At 71.3% G+C, this 20,663-nt stretch carries 21 protein-coding genes and 1 pseudogene; 18 read left to right on the forward strand and 4 right to left on the reverse strand.

Annotated elements, in window-relative coordinates:
• Nucleotides 1-48 precede the first annotated feature (48 nt).
• From VET29_RS33740 to VET29_RS33760, 5 genes are all read left to right on the forward strand, one after another.
• On the forward strand, nucleotides 49-858 hold the full coding sequence (locus tag VET29_RS33740; protein WP_324928355.1) for an IclR family transcriptional regulator: 810 nt from the start codon (nucleotides 49-51) through the stop codon (nucleotides 856-858).
• 55 nt (nucleotides 859-913) lie between these two features.
• A complete protein-coding gene (locus VET29_RS33745) occupies nucleotides 914-2,101 on the forward strand; it encodes a CoA transferase (RefSeq protein WP_324928357.1) in 1,188 nt (395 codons plus the stop codon).
• On the forward strand, nucleotides 2,098-2,877 hold the full coding sequence (locus VET29_RS33750) for a citryl-CoA lyase (RefSeq protein ID WP_324928359.1): 780 nt from the start codon (nucleotides 2,098-2,100) through the stop codon (nucleotides 2,875-2,877). Before VET29_RS33745 ends, VET29_RS33750 begins: the two co-directional genes overlap by 4 nt.
• A gap of 57 nt (nucleotides 2,878-2,934) precedes the next feature.
• A complete protein-coding gene (locus VET29_RS33755) occupies nucleotides 2,935-3,126 on the forward strand; it encodes a hypothetical protein (RefSeq protein WP_324928361.1) in 192 nt (63 codons plus the stop codon).
• 358 nt (nucleotides 3,127-3,484) lie between these two features.
• Nucleotides 3,485-4,273 (forward strand): SDR family NAD(P)-dependent oxidoreductase, encoded by a 789-nt coding sequence (locus VET29_RS33760; RefSeq protein WP_324928363.1) that lies wholly within the window; start codon nucleotides 3,485-3,487, stop codon nucleotides 4,271-4,273.
• A gap of 207 nt (nucleotides 4,274-4,480) precedes the next feature.
• Here the strand turns inward: VET29_RS33760 and VET29_RS33765 are convergent, their stop codons facing one another.
• Together VET29_RS33765 and VET29_RS33770 are read right to left on the reverse strand one after the other, a co-directional pair.
• A complete protein-coding gene (locus tag VET29_RS33765) occupies nucleotides 4,481-5,128 on the reverse strand; it encodes a hypothetical protein (protein ID WP_324928365.1) in 648 nt (215 codons plus the stop codon).
• Nucleotides 5,129-5,380: 252 nt separating this feature from the next.
• Entirely contained in the window at nucleotides 5,381-5,920 is a 540-nt protein-coding gene (locus VET29_RS33770; protein ID WP_324928367.1) for a TetR/AcrR family transcriptional regulator, read from the reverse strand.
• Nucleotides 5,921-6,009: 89 nt separating this feature from the next.
• Here VET29_RS33770 and VET29_RS33775 point away from each other — a divergent pair, with 89 nt between their 5' ends.
• A complete protein-coding gene (locus VET29_RS33775; RefSeq protein WP_324928369.1) occupies nucleotides 6,010-7,554 on the forward strand; it encodes a patatin-like phospholipase family protein in 1,545 nt (514 codons plus the stop codon).
• Nucleotides 7,555-7,600: 46 nt separating this feature from the next.
• On the opposite strand, the pseudogene VET29_RS33780 reads toward VET29_RS33775, so the two are convergent.
• Nucleotides 7,601-7,819: pseudogene (locus VET29_RS33780) on the reverse strand (ATP-binding cassette domain-containing protein); the annotation flags it as partial.
• Between the two features lie 52 nt (nucleotides 7,820-7,871).
• Nucleotides 7,872-8,786, reverse strand: a complete 915-nt coding sequence (locus VET29_RS33785) for an NADP-dependent oxidoreductase (RefSeq protein ID WP_324928371.1) — start codon at nucleotides 8,784-8,786, stop codon at nucleotides 7,872-7,874.
• Nucleotides 8,787-8,897: 111 nt separating this feature from the next.
• Between VET29_RS33785 and VET29_RS33790 the strand changes: the two genes are divergently transcribed.
• From VET29_RS33790 to VET29_RS33845, 12 genes are all read left to right on the forward strand, one after another.
• Nucleotides 8,898-9,278 carry a MerR family transcriptional regulator gene (locus VET29_RS33790; protein ID WP_324928373.1) on the forward strand — a complete coding sequence of 127 codons (381 nt, stop codon included), beginning with the start codon at nucleotides 8,898-8,900 and terminating at the stop codon, nucleotides 9,276-9,278.
• A gap of 574 nt (nucleotides 9,279-9,852) precedes the next feature.
• Nucleotides 9,853-10,062 carry a hypothetical protein gene (locus VET29_RS33795; protein WP_324928375.1) on the forward strand — a complete coding sequence of 70 codons (210 nt, stop codon included), beginning with the start codon at nucleotides 9,853-9,855 and terminating at the stop codon, nucleotides 10,060-10,062.
• Nucleotides 10,063-10,355: 293 nt separating this feature from the next.
• Nucleotides 10,356-12,044: a phage tail sheath C-terminal domain-containing protein gene (locus tag VET29_RS33800; protein WP_324928377.1), complete on the forward strand. Its 1,689-nt coding sequence runs from the start codon at nucleotides 10,356-10,358 to the stop codon at nucleotides 12,042-12,044.
• A gap of 35 nt (nucleotides 12,045-12,079) precedes the next feature.
• A complete protein-coding gene (locus VET29_RS33805) occupies nucleotides 12,080-12,460 on the forward strand; it encodes a hypothetical protein (RefSeq protein WP_324928379.1) in 381 nt (126 codons plus the stop codon).
• Nucleotides 12,461-12,463: 3 nt separating this feature from the next.
• Complete coding sequence (locus tag VET29_RS33810; RefSeq protein ID WP_324928381.1) at nucleotides 12,464-14,302, forward strand: hypothetical protein; 1,839 nt, start codon at nucleotides 12,464-12,466, stop codon at nucleotides 14,300-14,302.
• Nucleotides 14,303-14,391: 89 nt separating this feature from the next.
• Nucleotides 14,392-14,973, forward strand: coding sequence for a hypothetical protein (locus VET29_RS33815; protein WP_324928383.1), 582 nt, complete (start codon nucleotides 14,392-14,394; stop codon nucleotides 14,971-14,973).
• The gene (locus tag VET29_RS33820; protein ID WP_324928385.1) at nucleotides 14,970-15,959 is read left to right on the forward strand and encodes a hypothetical protein; all 990 of its coding nucleotides are present in this window, start codon (nucleotides 14,970-14,972) and stop codon (nucleotides 15,957-15,959) included. The genes VET29_RS33815 and VET29_RS33820 overlap by 4 nt, the downstream gene beginning before the upstream one ends.
• Nucleotides 15,956-16,615, forward strand: a complete 660-nt coding sequence (locus VET29_RS33825; RefSeq protein ID WP_324928387.1) for a hypothetical protein — start codon at nucleotides 15,956-15,958, stop codon at nucleotides 16,613-16,615. Before VET29_RS33820 ends, VET29_RS33825 begins: the two co-directional genes overlap by 4 nt.
• 1 nt (nucleotide 16,616) lies before the next feature.
• On the forward strand, nucleotides 16,617-17,159 hold the full coding sequence (locus VET29_RS33830; protein WP_324928388.1) for a hypothetical protein: 543 nt from the start codon (nucleotides 16,617-16,619) through the stop codon (nucleotides 17,157-17,159).
• The gene (locus VET29_RS33835) at nucleotides 17,156-18,871 is read left to right on the forward strand and encodes a baseplate J/gp47 family protein (protein ID WP_324928391.1); all 1,716 of its coding nucleotides are present in this window, start codon (nucleotides 17,156-17,158) and stop codon (nucleotides 18,869-18,871) included. Before VET29_RS33830 ends, VET29_RS33835 begins: the two co-directional genes overlap by 4 nt.
• Nucleotides 18,868-20,139 carry a hypothetical protein gene (locus VET29_RS33840; RefSeq protein WP_324928393.1) on the forward strand — a complete coding sequence of 424 codons (1,272 nt, stop codon included), beginning with the start codon at nucleotides 18,868-18,870 and terminating at the stop codon, nucleotides 20,137-20,139. Before VET29_RS33835 ends, VET29_RS33840 begins: the two co-directional genes overlap by 4 nt.
• A gap of 9 nt (nucleotides 20,140-20,148) precedes the next feature.
• Nucleotides 20,149-20,652 carry a hypothetical protein gene (locus VET29_RS33845; RefSeq protein ID WP_324928395.1) on the forward strand — a complete coding sequence of 168 codons (504 nt, stop codon included), beginning with the start codon at nucleotides 20,149-20,151 and terminating at the stop codon, nucleotides 20,650-20,652.
• Nucleotides 20,653-20,663 lie beyond the last annotated feature (11 nt).

The raw sequence follows: 20,663 nt of genomic DNA on the forward strand, positions 1-20,663 counted from the left end.
TGTAACGTACGGCTCACTGGACTGTCGTGGCAAGAGGGGAACGTAGTGGTGAAGTCGACGGGTGCGGAGAAGGCCGCTGAGGATCACCTTGAGGCCGCCGGCGACTCCGGTGAGACCCAGGGGGTGCGCAGTGTGCAGCGCGCGATCGACATCCTGGGACTGCTGACCGAGTCCCAGCCGGCGATCTCGGTGTCGGAGATCGTGCGTGCCACCGGTCTCGCCAAGACCACGGTCATCCGGCTCGTGCAGACGTTGGAGCAGAACGGTTTGCTCTGGGCGACCGCCAAGGGGTACATGGCCGGCCCCAGCCTGTGGCGCTGGGCGCACCTCGCCAGGGGCAGCTGGGAGCTGCCGCCGGAGACCAAGGACCTGATGCGTGGCCTCGCGCAGCGTCAGCGCGAGACGGTCAACCTCTACGTGACACGCGACATCTACCGCGTGTGTGTGGCACAGCAAGAAAGCCCGCAGCCACTACGCCATGTCGTGCACGTCGGTGACGAGCTGCCACTGTGGGCGGGCGCGTCGTCGAAGATCCTGCTGCGCAACGCCGACACGCCGCACCTGGCCAGGGTGGCACGCAGCTCGCCGTACGGACCGGACTACGTCGACTCGCTGCGAGCACAGATCGACGAGGCCGCCGAACGCGGATTCGCCTTCAGCCACGGGGAACGCGAGACGGGACTGTCCGCTGTGGCCGTTCCCCTCATGGGACGTGCCGGCGCGGTCATCGCCGCGCTGTCGCTGTCCGGCCCCACCGTGCGCTTCCCGGACGAACGGATCACCGAGTTCGTCGCCGCGCTCACCGAGGTGGCCGCGCACATGGCCGAACGCGGCTTCGACCACCCGTTCCGCATCTGAGGGTTCGCGCGGGTTCTCTTTTCGGTTCTGCGTGTCCCGCAGAAGGAGTGGACGCATGGGAAAAACGCCGCTGCGCGGTATTCGGGTGCTCGACCTCACGAACGTCCTCGCCGGCCCCTACTGCAGCTACCAGCTGATGCTTTTCGGCGCGGAGGTCGTGAAGGTCGAGGTGCCCGGTTCGGGTGACCTCGCCCGCCACCTCGGCCCGGAGCCGGAGCTGAACGGCGCGGGGCTCGGCGCGTCGTTCCTCGCACAGAACGCGGGAAAGAAGTCGATCGAGGTCGACCTCAAGGACTCCGGGCAGCGTGCCGTGTTCGAGGATCTCGTGCGTGGCGCGGACGTCCTGCTGGAGAACTTCCGTGCCGGTGTCCTCGCCAGGCTCGGCTACGACTGGTCGCGGTTGCGGGCGCTCAACCCCCGCCTGGTGTACTGCGCGATCTCGGGTTTCGGCCAGACCGGCCCGATGAGCCAGGCACCCGCGTACGACCAGATCATCCAGGGCCTGTCCGGGATGATGAGCATCACCGGCACCGAGGACACCGCGCCGCTGCGGGTCGGTTTCCCGGTGAGCGACACGGTCGGCGGCCTGATGGCGGCACTGTCCATCTCGGCGGCCCTCGTCGGCCGGGAGCGGACCGGCGAGGGCTCCTTCCTGGACCTGTCGATGCTGGAGGCGTCGATCTCCGCGATGGGCTGGGCGGTCTCGCACTACGTGATCTCCGGCGTGCGGCCGGCGCCCATGGGCCAGCAGAACGTCACCGCCGCGCCGTCCGGCACCTTCGAGACCGCCGACGGCCTGCTCAACATCGCGGCGAACCGCCAGACCCAGTTCGAGAAGCTGTGCGGGCTGCTGGGCCGCCCCGACCTCGTGACCGATCCCCGCTTCGCCGACCGCGAGGCACGCAAGCGGCACCGGGACGCCCTGAACGACGAGCTGACCCACGAACTGCGCAAGCGCCCCGCGGTGGAGTGGGAGAACGAGCTGCCCGCGATCGGCGTCCCGGCCGCACGGATCCTGACCGTGCCCCAGGCGGTCGAGCTGGCACAGTTGGCGCACCGAGGCTTCTTCACCGACCTCCCGTTCCCGGGAGACACGGACCGGGTCGTCCGGGCCAGCGGCAACGGCGTCCTGGTGAACGGCGAACCACTGCGTCCGGCCGGCTCGCCACCGCTGCTCGGCGAGCACAACGCGCGGACCGAGGAGTTCGTCGCCAGCTGGCTGTCCGAGGAGGACGAGCGATGACCGCCGCGGCGGACTGGTGGGCGACCGGCATCACCCGCATGGCGCCCGGCGAGTTGGCGCTGCGTGGCGTCCCGATCCAGGACCTGATCGGCAAGGTCGACCTGGTGTCGATGGTCTGGCTGCTGCTCCGGGGCGAGCTGCCCGGGAAGGGGCAGGCCGCGCTGCTGGAAGCCGCCCTGGTGGCGTCGGTCGACCACGGCCCGCAGGCCCCGTCGATCGCCATCGCCAGGATGACGGCGACCTGTGGGGTGGGGCTGAACAACGCCATGGCGTCCGGCATCAACGCACTGGGCGACTCACACGGCGGAGCCGGTCAGCAGTGTGTCGAGATCCTCGCCGACATCCTCGCCCGTGAGCGGGCGGGTCTCACCCTGGACGTCGCGACGGCGGAGGTCATCACCGAACACCGGTCGCGCAACCGCTACGTCCCCGGGTTCGGTCATCGGTTCCATCCCGTCGATCCCCGCCGTGGTCCGCTCCTCGACCTGGTCGACCACGCCGTGGCGGACGGCGTGGTCGCCGGCCACCACGCCCGCGCCGCCCGTGCCGTCGAGGCGCTGCTCAACCGCGACCGCACCAGGCCGATTCCCATGAACATCGACGGCGCCACCGCCGTGATCTACGCGGAGCTCGGGTTCGCTCCGGAACTGGCCCGCGGTCTCTTCGTGCTGAGCCGCAGCGTCGGCATCCTCGCCCACGCCTGGGAGGAGACGACCGGGGGACGGCGCAACAAGGGCCCGATCCCGCGGTCGATACTGCCGACCTACGAACGATGACGTCGCCTCGCATCACCGGTCGTCCGGAGAAGGCGACGCACCATCCACTTTTGACGGATGCCGCTGACAGCTGTGGCTGACCGGGGCAGGCTGTTCGGCACGAGCCGTTCTGGCCGCACGGCCGTTCGCGGAGTCGCGGCTCTGCTCAGTGGGCTGCTCACCGGCGTCTGCCACGGCTTCGCGGTCGGGATCCTGCCCGGCTGGACCGCCCGTCCGACGCCGCGTCCGTCGAGACCATGGACCGCGTGACCGAGGTGATCGTCAACCCCGCCTTCATGCTCGGGTCCTCGGTGCCCCACTCCTGACGTCTGCGGCGGGTTCCCTGTTGCGGCGCAACAGTTGGTGATCGCCGGGCTGGTGCAGAACGTGGCCGGTCCCGCGTGCTTGACATGCCGCTCAACGGCGCGTTTCGCGGTTGCCGCTGATCGTGACGTCGCCAAAGGATCGCGTGGCCGCCCGCGCCCCTCCTCCCTGTTCGGCCTCGCTCGGCTCAACCGAGACGTCCCGCATCAACTTACATCCGAAACATCAACGTCTTGACTTGTCGACTAAATGAGACTTTGGTGTAGCGTTTGTGGGGCCAAGCAGACGCGAACGGAGAACAACCATGGACCTGGATCTTGCGGGCAAGCGTGTCCTCGTGACGGGGGCAAGTCGGGGCATCGGGCTGGCGACGGTCGAGGCGTTCGTCGCCGAAGGCGCCGAAGTCGTCGCCGTGTCGCGGAAGAACACCCCTGAGCTCGAAGCCACCGGCGCGATGTTCGTGTCCGCAGACCTCCTCGACCCCGGCGCGCCGCAGCGGGTGCTCGACACCGTGCTCGCGAGCGACCCGCGCCTCGACGTGCTCGTCAACAACGCGGGCGGCGGGGAAGCGTCCGACTCCGACCTCCTCGACCCCATCGGTGGTTCCAGCGCGCTCTGGGACGACGTGCTCGCGCTGAACCTGCGCGCCGCCGTGGAGCTGACGCGGGCCGCGCTGCCGGCGTTGTCGCGGGCGCGGGGAGCGATCGTGAACATCAGCTCGAGTTCCGCGCGCGACCCGCGTGGGGCGCCGCTGTCCTATGTCGCGGCCAAGGCCGGGCTGAACGCGTTCTCCCGCGGGTTGGCGGAGAAACTGGGGGAGACGGGCGTCCGGGTCAACGTCGTCACCCCCGGCGCCACCCGGACCGCGATCCTGACCAGCCCGGACGGCTACCTGGGACGGCTGTCGGCGAGCATGGGCATCGACCACGAGACGTTGCTCGCGGCCATGCCGGAGCGGTCGGGAATGGTAACCGGCAAGCTGATCGAACCCGCTGAGATCGCCTGGGCGGTGCTGTTGCTGGCGTCGCCGGCGATGCCCAGCGCGGTCGGCTCCAACTGGATCGTCGACGGGGGCGTCCTCAAGACTCCGTGAAAGTCTTGCCCAGGTGAAACGTGCGTCGAACGCGATCGACCACGACCTGGGCCGACCAGGTTCACATCACGGAGAACACCGCCGTCTACCGCTGGACCCCGTTCCCGGCCCCGGTAACCATGACCCAGGTGCGGATCGCGGAACGGCTTCCCGAGGATCGCGGAGCTGACGCCGTGACGCGGGCGGATCAGCCTCGGGCCGCGTCGATCAGGCGTGTTTTGCTCGTGTACCGGCGATCAGCTCGAGCAGGTGCGCGTTCTGGGCCAGGTAGTGACGGTCGGAGGGGTGTGCGGTAGCCGCGGACCAGGCCGCGAAGTAGGCGTCGGAGGCGGTGTCCGGTGCATAGGTGCCGCCGGCCGCGGCCACTGCCGCGGCGTGCGCGACAGCGCCGGATGCCGCGGCCGTGCGCGCGGCGGCGGCGGCCTGCTCCGCGATGTTCGCGGCGGCGAAGCCTTTCGCGACATTGTGGATTCCGGCGTATGCGGTCGTGAGGGCGGCAGCCGCGTCGATGGCGTCCGCCGCGACGTTGGCCGCGTGTGCGGCCCCCGCCGCGGCGGCCGTCCACGACGCCGCATCCCCGTCGGCAGCCTGGGACGCCGCCATTGCCGCGGCTGTGAGGCGTCCGGTGTCGGGACCGATGACCCCATCGGCGACGACCGCGCCGGCGGCCTGGCGGCCTTCCAGGAGGTCGTCCGTCCCGAGCACGCCGTCGAGAAAGCCTTCCGTGGCTTGGATGCACTGGAGGTTCCGAGCGTCCACCGGGTGTCGTTGCTCGAGGTACCCGAAGCTGCGCCTTGCGCAGCCGACGGCGAAGTGTCGCAGCACGTCGGGCGGGATCTCTTCGACGAGCCTCATCTCGCTCGCGGCGAACTTGGTTCCTGATGGGAGGTTTCGCCTCTGGCTTCCGCTGCGAACCAGCGCTGTCCGTAGACGTTCCGGACGGAGTCCCGTGGGGTCGGCGATGCGTGCAGTCCGTGAGCGCTCCCCATCTCGCCGGCACCAGCGTAGCGGGGCGGCCGCGTCGCTGTCCTAACCAGCCCGGAACTCGTAAGTTCCGGATCCGACGGCAACCGAGTGCGGGCAACGATCGCCTGCTGCTGAACAGTCCTACGAGTCGCGCGACAAATACTCGGTCCAGCCACGCGTGGCCCGCAGCAACTCTTCGTGGGAGGCGTCGTCGAAGGCGCGCAACTTCAGGAAGTGCTGCGAGATCGTCAGGCCGAGGATGCCGCTCACGGTGATCAGGGCGCGCAGGTGTGCGTCGTCGCCCTCCAATGACCGGGCGAGGTTGTCTACGCGTTCGTCGAGATAGGACCGCATCGTGTCGGCGGCTTCCGGCACCGTGAGCATGGACCTGACGAGTGCGCTCGTCTCCGGGGGCAGTTCGCGCAGTCGGTTGCCGAGGACCTCCAGCAGGTGCTCGGCGGCGCTCTCGACATCGTCGCTGGGCAGCTGAACAGCGGCGGTGAACAGGGCCGCCTTCGAGCCGTAGTGCTGCATCACCAGTGAGGCGTCGACGCCCGCCGCGCCGGCGATGCCGCGGATCGTCGTGCCGTCGAAGCCGCGGGTCGCGAACTCCTGCCGTGCGGCGTCGAGGATCCGCTGTGCGGTACGGGCGCGTTTGGCGTCGCGGGAGGTCTCGGTCATCGCTTCACTCTACAGTCGTTGAGCGATTCGTGTACTGTTTCACTCAACGGCGGTTGAGTGGACTGCCCGCAGCGGATCGGGGACCTGGCGTGGCACTCATCGCGATCGAAGAACACTGGAACCTGCCCGAGCTCACGTCGGCGGTGAAGGCGCTCCCGGAAGACCGCGGTGACCCGAGCGTCGTGCTCGATGAGCTGGGCGACAACCTCGAACGCCTCGACGATATCGGCGACGCCCGGATCGCGGCGATGGACGCCCAGGGGGTCGACCTGCAGATCCTCTCGCTGGCGCCACCCGGGACACAGCCGCTGGAGCCGGCGGACGCACGTACTCTGAGCAGGCGGGCCAATGACATCGCTGCCGAGGCCGTCGGCCGGTACCCGGCACGGCTGCGGGCCTTCGCCACGCTGCCGATGGCGGACCCGGAGGCCGCCGCCGCGGAGCTCGAACGCGCGGCCGGTCCAGGGTTCGTCGGGGCGATGGTCTACGGGCGGACAGCCGAGACGCCGCTGGACGACCCGCGCTACGACGACCTGTTCGCCACCGCCGCGGCTCTGCGGCAGCCGATCTTCATCCACCCGCAGATTCCCTCGCGCACGGTCCGTGACGCCGTTTACAGCGGCTTCGACCCGATGACCGACCTGGCCTTGGCGACGTTCGGCTGGGGTTGGCACGTGGAGGCAGCGGTCGCCGCATTGCGCCTGATCGTTCGCGGCACCTTCGATCACATCACGGAAGGAACAGCAATGACTCGTCAAGGAAATGGCTCGCCCACCCGCGCGGTCGTTCTGGGCGGCGGTGGAAGCGTTGGCGTCGCTTGGCAGACGGGTCTGCTCGCCGGACTGCGTGAAGCCGGCGTCGACTTGGCGGAAGCACCGGCGATCGTGGGAACGTCGGCGGGATCCCTGGTCGGTGCGATGCTGGCCTGCGGCCGTGACGTCACCGACGCGCTCGCCATCTTGGCGGAGGTGGGGAAGAAGCTCGACTTCGACAGCTTGGGGGCGGGCTCGCAAAGCTTCCTGGACGCGTCGCGCCAAGCCGTCTTCGCTGCCGACCCGCGGCAAGCGCTGCGGGCGATCGGCTCTGCAGCACAGGAAGCGTCGACCACGCTCACCGAAGACGACTACCTAGGCCTGCTCGGAACACTCGACGGTGTCGCCTGGCCCGCCGGGTTCCGCTGCACGGCGATCGACACCGGCACCGGCGAGCTTGTCGTGTGGGGCGAAGGATCCGGTGTGCCGCTGCCGCACGCGGTCGCGGCCAGTTGCGTCGTGCCGATGTTGTTCCCCACCGTCACCATCGACGGAAACCGCTACATGGACGGCGGAATCGTGAACCACCTGAACGCCGCGGCGGCGCCACCGAGCGACGTTCTCGTGGTCGTGTCCTGCCTGCCGCTCGAGGCCCCGAGTGGCGCACCCGGCAGCGATCGATCCCCTTCGACGATCAAGGCAGACGCCGAAGTGGCCCAGTTGCGCGGAAAAACCCGGCTGGTGGCCGTCGACCCCGACTTCGGCGACCTCGAAGCGCCGGTGAAGATGATGGACCCGGAGACCGTCGGCCGGGCGTTCCACATCGGCAGGCGCCAGGCCGAACGCGAGGCGGCAGCGATCCGGGCCGTCTGGGACTTCTGATAGTCAGCGGGATCCTGGTATCGGCGGGTTGCCTCCGGAGGTGGCCCGGGTTGAACGACTTCATCGGGTCCTGGAAGACGATGCCGAGGCCCTGGCCCAGCAGCCGTCCGCGGTGTCGGGGATCGGAGCCGTCCAGCAGGTTCTGCCCGGCGAAGCGCAGCCGGTCTGCCTGCACCCGGCCCGGCTCTTCGACGAGCTGGGCGATGGCGAGCGCGGTGAGCGACTTGCCCGAACCCGACTCTCCCACGACGCCCAGCGCCTGACCGCGGCCGTGGCCGATCGCGCCACCGTCGCGCCCGGACCGATCGCGGTCGTCGTCAGGGGACCAGGACCAGTTTGCCCCGCACGTGTCCGGCCCGGCTGATGTCGAAGGCCCGGGCGGCCTCGGCGAGAGGAATGCGCTCCTGGACCGGGAAGCGGACCACGCCCTCGCGAGCGAGGTCGGTCACCGCCGCCATGAGCCGTCCCATGTCCGCCATGGACGCGCCCACGTGTGCGATGCCGGCGGCGGCCGAATGCTCGTCCTGGGCGGCCGTGGTGGCTCGCGTCAGGTCGGAGAGCAGTGCAGGGGTCGCGGCGACGCAGCCCGCGCCGCCGTGGGCGTCGAAGACGGCGTCCACGCCGCCCAGCGCCCTGACCTCGTCCACCAGACCCGGTCCGTACGTGACCGGCGTCGCGCCCAGACCTGCGACGAATTCGTGGTTGTGCGCCGACGCCGTGCTGATCACCTTCGCGCCCAGGTGTGTCGCGATCTGCGTGACCGCGATGCCGACACCGCCGGCACCTCCGTGCACGAGCAGGGTCTCGCCGGCCTGGAGCGCGATCCGCTCCAGCCCGGCGTAGGCCGAGCAGCCCGCGACGGCGAGTGACGCCGCCTGCTCGAAGTCGATGTCCGCGGGCTTGCTCAGCAACTCGGCGGCTGGGACGTTCGCCTCCGCGCGGTAGCTGTTGCCCAGCCCGACGCGGATGACCTCGTCCCCGACCGCGAACCCGGTGACGTCGGGCGCTACCGCGGTGACCACACCGGCGCTCTCGTTGCCGGGGACGGCGGGGAGCTGAAGTGGGAGGAAGTCGCGGGCATAGCCCGAGACGATCTTCCAGTCCGCGGGGTTGACGGCGATGGCGCGATAGGAGACGCGGACCTCGCCGGCGTTCACGGGAGGAGTTTCCTCTTCCCGGACCCTGAGGACGGACGAGTCGCCGTAGTCGTCGAAGCAGATCGTGGTGCCCATGGAGAACTCCGCATGAGAATGACCGAAGAGGACACCCGGTAACCTAGGACCTGACGTCGACGTGAGGGGTTGTCGAATGTGACCGCTTTCACCAGTGGGAAGGGGGGCGGAGTGCGGATCGGCGAGTTGGCCGCGAAGACCGGAGTCACCCCGCGAGCCCTGCGTTACTACGAGGAGATGGGGCTTCTGCGGCCGGATCGCACCACCAGCGGTCAGCGCGTCTACGGGGCCGCCGCGCTCGAACGGGTGGGACTCATCCGCGAGCTCTACGCCGCCGGACTCGGCAGCGGCATGATCTCGGCCCTGTTGGACGTCGTCGACAACCCGCGGGCCGACCCGGATCTCCTGATGTCGCTCGTCGTCGAGCGCGAGCGGCTCGCGGAGAGGATCTCCTCGCTGCGCGACGCCGCGAGCCGGCTCGACGTCCTCATCCGGCTGGTCGAGCACCCCGAGACGCAGTCCTGCCCGGCCTCGCTCGCGGTGCGGAGCTGAGGCCTACGTGGAAGCCGCTGGCGGCGCCGACCTGGCCCCAGACGATCTGGTCGGCCTCGTCCGGGTTCTCCACGTTGCCCATGTCCGCGTAGGTGATGACGGCCAGGTCGCCGCCGGAGGGCTTCTGGTGGAACTCGAGCGCCGCACGGCCGTCGCCGCGGAAGTTGAGGTGGGGCGCGGTGGTGACGGTCAGGACACCGGATGTTCGCCACTCCCACGTCTGGATCACATCGGGTGGGCCGGTGCGCACACCGGCCCACCCGCACCGTTCACAGCGAACGTACGGTGACGTCGCCATCGTGCACGCGTTCCGTGGCGCCGGGATGGGCGTCGGGATCTGCACCGACGCCACCACGCTCGACGACGCTCAGATCGGTGAACTGGCCGGGCTGGGTGTGCATTGCAACGTGCGCTGGACGGGTTCGCCGCCGACTCGCACGGCAAGTTCGGCGGTGACCGGGCGAGCTTTCGCGGTCACCGCCGCTACCGCGGAGAAGCTCGGCGCGGCCGGGATCCTGCAAGGGCTGCTGTGTACTCCGAACACGCTCGCCGAGAACGAGGAGTACGCACGGCTGTGCGCGTTCGTCCGCGCCAACGGACGCGGTATGTGCTGCTCAACCCGTTGGGCAGCATGGGCCGCGGGGGCACGTCGAAGAGCGCGCTGGCGAAGACGACGCCGCACATCCGGGAGATCTTCGAGCTGACCGCCCCGTTCGACGGCCCGGACCTGGACATCGCGCACATCCGCTTCCCCAACACCGAGGGTCGGCCGCTGGCCGGATGAGGCGGGCACGATCATCCACGTGTTCACGCCCGGTGAGGTCACCGTGTGCCCGTATTTGGTGTCACACACCGCAATCACGGCCTCGTTCCATGCACGAGGCGGGCGCGGGCTGCCAGATACGTTCATCTGTGTGCCTCTTAGTGCATTCACTCCGGTCCACATTGGCGGACCATGGTCGGTCGGCGCGGCGTCCCATCGGCAATATCGTTGCCAACGTCGCGCGATCTTCTTCACGCGTTCGGCGGCTCGCGCTTATTCGGAATATTCAGCGGCAGTACGCGTGGGAGGATTCCATGCCAGTTCTGGTTGTTCCCGGTGTCTCCGTCGAGGCCACATTCGACGTCTTGCCGCCCTTGCCGGCGGCCGCCGGCATCATCGGCGTGGTCGGCATCGTCGACAGGCCGCCAACGGACGGTGGTCTCGTCGGTGTCAGCCGGGTGTCGGAGCTTCAGGACCTGCTCGGTCCCGGCACCGTGGCCTCGATGCCCGAGGCAGCACACGCCCTCTTCAGCGGCGCCCGTGAGGTCGTCGTCTCGCCGGTCGCCGGCGGGGCGCCCGCTCGGACGTCCCTTCTCAACACCGCGGGCGACCCGGCCGTTCGGCTGCGTGCCCGGTCCAACGGGGCCTGGGGCAACGCCCTGCGCGCCGACGTCCGCGCGGTCACCAACGCCGCGGGCGACGTCGTCCGCGTCACTCTGCGGATCCTGTTGGGAGACAAGGAGGTCGAGCGCTTCGACGACCTCGTCGTCGAGCCGGGGCAGGCGTTCGACCTGTTCGGTGTCGTCAACTCGCGGTCGGCCTACGTGGTCGCGATCGAGCCCGGGTTCGAGGGCGACGACCCGGAGCCCGGCGACTACGCCCTCGACAACCAGGGCAAGGTGGCCATCCCGCAGTCCGGGGCCACCGGCACGATGCTGATGGACATCCGCGGCGTCGGCGACCCGGCGGGCGTCACCGTCAAGATCACCGGGGCGGACGACGCCATCGGCGTCGAGGTGCTCCGCAACGGCGCCCGCCAGGAGATCTTCACCGGTCTCACCATGAACCCCGACTCCGCGCGGCACCTGCCGGCCGTGCTCTCCGCCGAGAGCCGCCTCATCCTGGCCACACCGCGCAGCTCACTCGCCGGCACCGCCCGGCTTCCCAGGGCCACCACCGCGCCGGCCACGTTCGCCGACGGTGCCTCACCGAACGTCACCGCCTACCAGACGGCGATCGAGCGGCTGTCCGACGACTCCCGCATCGACCTCGTCCTCGCTTCGTTCGAACCGGCGCTGGCGAAAGAAAGCGTGGTGCAGATCCACCAGTCACTGTTGGCGCACGCCGTCGCGATGACCGACTCCGGCGCGCCGCGGATCGCGTTCGGCTCGATCACCCCGGACGACGCCGACGACCTCGACGGCATCCGCGACCACGCCGCCGCCGTCCGCAACCGGCGGTTCGTCCTCGTGGCGCCGCCCGGCGCGGCCGGTGTCGTCGCGGGCCTCATCGGACGGATGGAGCCGCAGGAGTCCCCGACGTTCAAGTCCGCGCAGCTGCTGGGAATCCCGCCGGCCAAGTTCCGGGAGAGCGAGCTCAACCGGCTCCTCGGCTCGTCGACCAACCTGCTCGTCGTGCAGCAGCGGGTGGGGCGCGGCGTGATCGTGCTGAAGGGCATCGACACCACCGGTGACCAGGTCTCGGTGACGCGCGTGGCCGACCGTGCGATCCGCGAGACGAAGGCGATCAGCGAGAACTTCATCGGCCGCCTCAACTCCGCCGATGCGCGGGAGGCGTTGAAGCAGCAGCTGATCGCGACGTTCACCCGCCTGGAGCGGTCGGGTGCGCTCGTGCCGAGCACCGACGGCAGCGACCCGGCGTTCCTCGTGGACGTCTACTCCACGCAACAGGACTTCGCGCAGGGCATCGTGCGCGTCGACATCGCGGTCCGTCCGGTCAGGGCGATCGACTACGTCTACGCGACCATCCGCGTCAAGAACTGACGTTCTACTCAGGACACAACACACAAGGAGACGGCATGCCGACGGTTTTCGCCGCGACCGAGAGCTCCGTGCTCGTGGACGGTCAGCCGGTCGAGGGCGTTCAGGGGATCGACTACCGGATGCGCCGGGCACGCAACAACATCTACGCGCTCGGCAGCACCGAGCGGATCGGGGTCACCTCGGGCGCCTACGAGGTGGAGGGGCGGCTGCGGGTCGCCTCGGCCAGCGTCGCCCTTGACGCGCTCGAGGGTGAGCAACTGTTCCAGATCGTCGCCAACCTGCGCCACGGTGACACCACCACGACCGTGACGTTCGACGAGTGCTTCATCACCGACAAGGCGTTCGACCTGTCGGTCGGCGGCCACGGTCAGGCGGTCTACGGCTTCAGCGCCGCCCGCGTGCGCGAGGAGCACTGACCGGTGGCCACCGCGGGAGTGGTCGTGGACCTCGGTGCCGGCCGGGCGGTCGTCGGTGACCGGGTGATCGAGGTCGCGCCCGTCGACGGTGGCCTGGCCACGGGGCAGGTGGTGCTGCGGGCGCTGACCTTCGGAGAACGGACCCGGGTGGTCGCGGACGCACCCGCCGGCACACTGGCCGGTGCGGTACTCGCGACGGCCAGGGTGCGCGGTGTTCTCCCTGCCGGCCCGTCGCTGGTGGCGCTCGAAGCACTGGCGCTGCACCTCGCGGGTGCCCGGCCGGACGATGAGCCCCTGTCATTCGCGGAGGCGGCCGCCGCGGTCGCCTCCGCCTACGGGTGGAGTGCCGCGGACATCACCTCCGCCGACGCGGACATGATCGACCGCCTTGCCCGCGCGGTCCGCCCCACCCACCAGGACGACGGCTGGACGAACATCGCGTTCGCCGCCTCCTCGACGGGAGAGGACGCGGCGTCGGTCCGGGACCGACTGGTCGAGGACCTGCTCCGCCGGGCGCCTCTCCTGGCACCCCCGCAGCAGGAGGGGATCGACGGCAGTGCCGGCGATGCCCGCTGGGGAAGCGAGGCGGCGGCAGGAACGGGTCCCGGCACGACCGAGGGCGATCCGGGCCATGTGGCCACGCCCGCCGCGTCGAGCGACGCGGCTGCTCGTCACGAAGCGAGCGGCCGATCGGGTGCCGGCATTGCCGGACTCGCCGGCGATCCGGCTGGCTGGCAGGGCGAGCCGGCTGGATCGAGAGCTGGCGGGGCCCAGGAGTGGCTGGGCCACCCGCCCGGCCGGGCCGCCGCGCCGGGTTCGGCTGGCCGGAGCGGTGCGACGGTGGGCAGATCGGATGCGGGCACCGGCGAGCCGGCGCACCGGCGTCGGGATCTGACCGGATCGGGTGTACCGGAGGCAGTCGGCAGCGCCGCCGCGCCGGCCGGCCTGGCTGAAAGGCCTGGCGTCGGGGCGGCTGGTGACGTGGCTGGTGCGCGCGTCGATCCAGTGGTTCTGAGTGGCGCACCGGGGGCGTCGGGCCAGTCGCTGAGCGGCGCGGCTGGCAGGGCTGGTGCGGCTGGCCGTGGCAGCGAGGCTGCCACCAGAACGGGAGGTCGCTCAGCTGAGGTGAGGCGGCATGCGACTGGCCGGGCCGAGGATCCGGCTGGTCTCGATGCGGCCAGGTCAGGTAGCGGAGCCGCGGCGGCCGTTGATCATGTGGCCGGCAGGGCGGCTGCACCGGGGACAGGCGGCGAGTGGCTGAGCGGCAGGGCCGGTGCGGCTGATCTGAGCACGTTTCGGCGCGTCCGCGAAGCCGTCGAGTCGCTGGGTGGCACGGGCGGCAGGGCCAACGCGCCGAAGGATGTGGCTGGTTCCGTGGCCGAGGTTGGTATGCCGGCGAGCCCTATGCCTGGCGGCGCCGGTGTGCCGGGCAACGGTTCCAGCGGCGTCGAGGGTGAATGGCGAGGCGCCGACATCACCGGCGGTTCTGCTGGTCTGCGCTACGGGAACGCCCGGCCGGGCGCCGAGGTGCCAGCGGACGACGGAGCCAGCGCCGGTCACACCTCCGCTCGGTCGCGCTGGCTGCCTGGCGGCAGCTCCTCGGCGGTCGACGCCGCTCTGTGGGGTGACAGGTCACGGGACTTCGGCGTGAGTGCTGGGATCGCCGCGTTCTGGGCAGGTTCTGACGGGCCGCCGCAGGCCGTGCACGCACTGGGTGGCCTGGCCACGGTGCCGCACCACGCGAGCCGGCCCACGGCTGGCGAGTCCATGGTGGACATCGCTGACGAACTGGCCGCGGCGCTCCAGGACGAGGCCGATCTGCGTGGGGTGATGCGCTCATGACCGCGCCCATCCCATTGGTAGGGGACATCGCTCTCAGTGCTGTGCAACGGATCGATCATGCGCTCGGCGCCGGGTTCGAGTCGGTTGGTGTGCCAGGCCTTGACGGGGCCGTGCTTCAGCGCGCCGGCCGCGGACCGCACACGCTCGTGGTCCAGGGCGTGCTCGCCGGGGATACCGCGCTGGATGATCTCGCTTCCCTGCAACAGCTTGCCGCCGCCGGCGAGGAGGTGCCCTTCTCCGCCGACATCACCACCGCGCTCGAACTCGAGCGGGTCGTCGTCGTGGGGTTGCGGGCTCGGGTCGTCGCCGGGACGCATGACCTTGTCGGGTACGAGATCTCGCTCGTCGAGAGCCCGCCCCTGCCGCCGCCCGCGGCGGTCGGGGCCTTCGGGGGCCTCGACGACTTCGGGGTGGGGGATCTCGGGTTCGACACCGACCTCCTCGACGACATCGCCGGGGACATCTCCGGTCTGGCGGACGACCTGGCCGGCGCGGTGGACGCCGCCATGGCCGCGGTCGACCAGCTCTCCGCGCTGGCCGCACTGGGCAGTCTCGACGTGAGCGGCCCGCTCCAGCCCATGAGCGACGCCGTCGGGACCGTCGGCGCCGCGTCCGCCACCTACGCCGACGTCGCCGCGAACCTGGCCGCCCTCTTCGGTGGTGACGCATGACCGTCCTCGCCTTCACGGCCACCGCCACCATCGGGTCCCTGCGCTACGAACGGAACCTCTCCGAAGCACACGTGACCCTCGCGCTCGCGCCCGGCGTCGGCTCCGCGCGGCTCGTCCTCCCACGCGACGTGCCCGTGGACGCCGGTCCGGGCGACGACGTCGAGGTCGCCCTGACCGGCGAGAGCACCGACGCCACCACCGTCCTCACCGGCACCGTCCACTCCGTACGCCGCGGCCTCGACCGCACCACCGTGCTCTGCGGCGACGCCACCGCCGCACTGGCCGCCATCCGCACCGGCGCCACCTTCGAGCAGCAGTCCGCCGCCGCGATCATCCACGTCCTCGCCGGCGAGGCGGACGCCGGCACCGGCAGCATCGACGCCGACCTCGACCTGCCCACCTACGTCGCCCACCAGGGCCGCACCGCACTCGAGCACGTCACCACCCTCGCGTCCTGGGCCGGCTGCATCGTGGCGGCCAGCGCCGACGGAAAGCTCGACGTCGTCCCGATTCCGGAGCCACCGGCCGGCACCGCGCTGCGCTACGGCCGCGAGATCGCCGAGCTGCGCGTCACCACCCCCGCGCCGCAGGCGGCCCTCGTCGTCGCGGGCAACGGGCCGGCGGGCAACGCCAGCGCCCCGGACGCCCGCACCCAGACCACCGCCGTGGTGCCCGACGGCGCCGACGGCCCGAGCGCCACCGCCATCCGCGTGCCCGCGCCCGCCCTGCGCACCCCCAGCGCCGCGAGCAACACCTCCGACGCCCTCGCCGCGTTCAACGGCGCGGCACGGCTCACCGCCACCTGCTGGCTCGTGCCGGAGCTCCGTGCCGGCTCGACCGTCGAGATCGCCGACAGCCCCAACGACGCCACCGGACCGTGGCTCGTCACCCGCGCGGAACACCGCGTCGGCCCCGGCGCCCGCGGCACCACGAAGCTCACGGCCGTGGCGATGAGCGCAGGCGGACTCCTCGGGGGGCTGCTGTGACCGCGGCGCTGTTCGACTCCATCAGCCGCATCGCCCGGCACGAGGCCGCCGCGCGCCCCACCGCCGCCATCGGCACCGTCGTCGACGTGTTCGACGGCACCGGCTCCCCGAAGGACCACGCCGTCACCGTCGAGCTGCGCGAGCTGGGCCTCGTGCTGCCGCAGGTGCCGATCGCCGTCGGCGCGCTCGGGTTCGCCGCCACCCCAGCGCCCGGCGACCTCGTGATCGTCGTGTTCGCCGACGCCGACGTGCACGCCCCGGTCGTCGTCGGCCGGCTCTACCACGCCGAGCTGGCCCCGCCAGAACACGGCGAAGGAGACATCGTGCTCCGCCTGCCCGCCGGCGAGGACACCCCCACGTTCACCACCGTCGTGCGCGGCGCCGACCCGAAGCTCACCCTGACCCTCGGCGAGGACGTCACCATCGAGGCCGACGACAAGAAGGTCCACCTCAAGGCCGGTGACGCGGAGGCCACGGTGGACTCGGGCGGCGGCGGCCGCGCCGAGATCAAGGTCGGCGACGCCACGTTCACCGTCACCGGCCGCGGCGACATCGAGATCACCGCCACCGGGAAGCTCACGCTGAAGGGATCCGACATCGAGCTGACCGGCCAGTCCAGTGTCAAAATCTCCGGCCCCCAGGTGAAGGTGAACTGAGATGGCCCCATCCAGCTTGGGCACGGATCTGAAGGTCATCCTCGGCCCCCCGGGCTTCGGCGCCCACGACGCGTCCACAGTGGACCTGACGCCGGTGCCGAAGCCCGCGCAACGGATTCTCCCGCGCACCGGCGGCCTCCGCGCCGCGACGGCGGACGAGGACGGCGAGCAGGGCTGGCGGCCGGAACCACCCGGCGCCACCGAGGTCACCGATCTCGGCGTGCTCACCGGTCGCGAGAACCTCGCCCAGGCACTGGTGTTGCGCCTGCTCACCCCCAGGGGCGCGCTCACCGACCTCGGCCACGCGAACTACGGCTCCCGCCTCGGCGAGCTGATCGGCCGCCGCAAGACCGAGGCCCTGCGCGGCCTGTGCCGGGCCTACATCCTCGAGGCCGTCCGCGAGGAGCCACGCGTGGAGGACAAACCACTCGCGATCACGTTCGACCCGCGACGTGAACAACCCTGGGACTTCGTCGTGGAGATCGCCGTGCGACCCGTCGACGGCGGCGACCCGGTGACGATCGGACTCGAGGTGGGCCTGTGACTCCCGAGTACTCCCCGCGGACCTACCCGGCGATCGTCCGGGACCTGCTGACCACCCTCACCGGCGGCACGGTCCGCGAGTCCGCGGTGGCGCCCACCGAGGGCCCGGTCGTGCTGGACCGCCTCGCCTCCCGGCCGATCGCCCGAGTGTCCTATCTGGAGGGTGTCACCGAGGCCGGTGGCACCCAGGTGCCGGTTCGCTTCACCGACGCGGACTTCACCCTCGCGGACACCGACGGCGACGGCGAGCTCGACGCGGTGGTGTTCCGCGACGGTGGCCGCAAACCCGCGCCAGGCAGCACGTTGACGGTCAACTACTACCCGGTGCGCACGAACCCCGTGCCACTGACCGATCTCAACATCGGCTCGGTCGCGAGGACGCTGCTGGAGACCACGGCCAGGGAGATCGCGCTCGGCGAGCAGTACCTCGAGCGGATCTACCGCTCCGGCTACCTAGAACTCGCCGAAGGCCCGTCGCTGGAACGTGTGGTGGCCCTGATCGGCGTCGGCCGGCTGCCCGCCGGCCATCCACTCGCGACGGTCCGGTTCGCGCGCAACGCCGCGTCGGGCGGGAAGGTCACGCTGCCCGCGGGCACGGTCGTCACCGACGCCGCCGCCAACCGCTACGCCACCGTCGCCACGCTGACCCTCGAGGCCGGCGAGGAGTCCCGTGCGGTGCTCGCCGCGGGGGCGACCGCCGACACCGCACTCGTCGACGCCGGCGCGCTCGACCGCCTGGAAACCCTGATCGCCGGGATCTCCACGGTCACCAACCCCGAACCCGCCTACCGGCAGGCCGCGGGGGAGAGCGACGAGGACCTGCGCCGCCGCGCCCAGGGCGCCCTGCACGGCGCGGTCCGCGGCACCCTCGACGCGCTGCGGTTCGGTGTGCTGTCGGTGACCGGCGTGAAGAGCGTCGAGATCACCGAGTTCCCCAACGGGGTGCCGGGTGAGGTCCGCGTCGACGTCGCCTACGCCAGCCCGGACGACCCGGTCGCCGCGGCCGCCGTCGCCGAACGCATCGAGGAACTGCGCCCCGCCGGCATCCGCGTGCTGTCCTCCGTCGCCGCCCGCCTCACGGTCACCGTACGGGTCGATCTGATCCTCACCGGCACCGGAGTGAGCGGCGCGGAGCTCGACGACGTGACCGCCGGCGTCGAGGAGCGGATCGCGGCCCGGCTCACCGCGCTCGGTCCCGGCGCGACGGTCCGGGTCAACGCCCTCACCGCCGCCGCGCTGTCCGACGAGCGGGTCGCCGACGCCACCGTCGCGTTCGCCGCACAGGACGGCACCCCGATCGAAACCCTTGTCCTGCAGACGGGACAGGTGCTGGACGTGGTGCGCCCGTTCACCTTCCCGCCGCCGGTGGCCGAACAGGCCGGTGCGACGGTCGCCACGACCGCCGACGTCGACCTCGTCCTGCCCATCCACCTGGTGCCGGGTGTGACCCTCGCGCAGGCGACCGACGCGATCACCCTCGCCGTCGACAGCCACCTCGCGGGTCGCGGGCCGGCAGACCCGCTCTCCGTCGACAACCTGGCCGCCGCCATCCGCGACGACTCGCGGTTCGGCCTGGTGCGGGAGCTCGTGACCGTGCTGGTCGAGCACCAGGGCCAGTTCACCCAACTCGTGGACGGCCAGGGCAGCTACCTGCCCGGCATGTCGGAAACCCTGCGGCGCCGGGGAATGGACGTGCCGGAGGACGGGACATGACCCACGCGGAGGACATGGCCGCCCGGTTGCCGACCCTCTACCGGGACGGGGACCTGGTGCGGGGCCTCGCCGGCGTGCTCGGCCTGCAGCTGGAGATCCTGGACGAGCGAGCCAGGGCGGTGCAGCGCGCGCACTGGTTCGACACCGCGCTCGAGCTGCCCGAGGCCGCCGCGCTCGGGGCGCTGCTGGACATCGCGCCGGCGCCGTGGCAGAGCCTGGGGGAGTACCGCGCCTGGTTCCACGCCCACCGCACCGCCCGGCTGCGGGACGGCGCGGTGACCGTGCACGCCCTGCGGGACTTCGTGTCCCGGTACGCCGAGGCGTTCGAGGCCACCAACGACGTCGATGCGCTCCCGCCGTTCGACGAGTGGTCGACCGCGCCGACCCGCGTCGGGCACGCGCTCGTGGAGAACCCGCCGCGCACCACCGGTGCCCGGCTCGGCGCCCAGTCCGGCGCCGCGCCGCTGACCAGGCAGCAGGTGGTCAACACCGGCCTCGACACCGCCCGGCTTTCCTATCTCCTGACCGGATGCGGCGGCGGCGAGTACGTGCCGGTGATCGCCAACCTCACCACCGGTGAGGCGATCGCGTTCCTCGGCGCGTTGCGGCCAGGGGACCGGCTGTGGGTGCGTGCCGTCGGCGACGGAACCGTCGAGGCGCGGCTGAACCGGGAGGACGTGACCGCGAAACTCCAAGCCGTGCACCGGGTCGTGCCGGGGCGGCCGTGGACGCCCGCGGACACCGGGCCGAACCCGAGCGCTCTCGAACTTCCCCGTGGCCCCAACGACATCTGGTTCCTGCCGGTCGCGCACTTCGACGCGCCGGGCCTTGACCGGGTGCTGCTCGCGCTCGCCGACCTCGACCTGCGCCAGGGGCGCTTCGACGAGGCCACGTTCGACCACGCCCTGTTCGACCAGGAGCCGGGCGCCATCGTCGATCTCATGTGGACGGAGCGGGTGCCGGCCAGCCTGCGGGTCGACCTCGACGGTGGCGTGCTGAGCGCACACGCCGGACGGCTCGACGACGCGCTGGAGGCCCGCGACCAGCTGGCGTCCTCGGTCGCCGAGGGCGTCGACGCGCTCGCCGCCGCGGGAGTCGCGACGCAGACCCGGTTGCGGCCACTGCACGACAGCCAACGGCAGCTCGACCACCTCGTGTTCATCGACGACATGCGGGCCTACGAGGTCGGCACCGTCGGCATCGCCGGTCCGCCGGACGTCGGCGGCCTGTTCGGCAGCTCCGACTTCGACGAAAGTGCCTACCAGTAGGGGAGAACGATGCGAGCGACCTTGCGGATGGAGGTCCGCGACCGGACTGGCGCGCTGCTCGACGAGCGCGTGGCACGCAACACCGTGCTGCGCTCGGGCGGGCGGATCATCGCGGACCTGTTCGCGGGCCTCGGCACACCGATCACGCACATGGCGGTGGGCACCAGCGACGACGAGCCCGACTCGGTCACCGTGACCGCGCTGGCCAACGACGACGGCGGCGGCGGGCAGGGGCTCACCGGCGACACCGTGGCGCCGATCGCCGCGGAGGACTTCCACGTGGAGCTGGACGAGCCGAGACGGCGGGTCGTCGTGCGGGTGCGGGCGACGCTCGCGAGCACCGCGGCCGTCGGCACCGTGCGCGAGGCGAGCCTGATGTCTCGCCGGGACGACGAGGACGTGCTCTACAACCGGGTGGTCTTCCCCCCGGTGCAGAAGGGCGGCGACCACGAGCTGTCGCTGTTCTGGGAGGTCGAGTTCCCGTTCGGCGATCTCCAGTGGCTCGTGCGATGAGGAGGCAGTGA

The sequence above is a fragment of the Actinophytocola sp. genome (assembly GCF_035634895.1).
Taxonomy (GTDB): Bacteria; Actinomycetota; Actinomycetes; order Mycobacteriales; family Pseudonocardiaceae; genus Actinophytocola.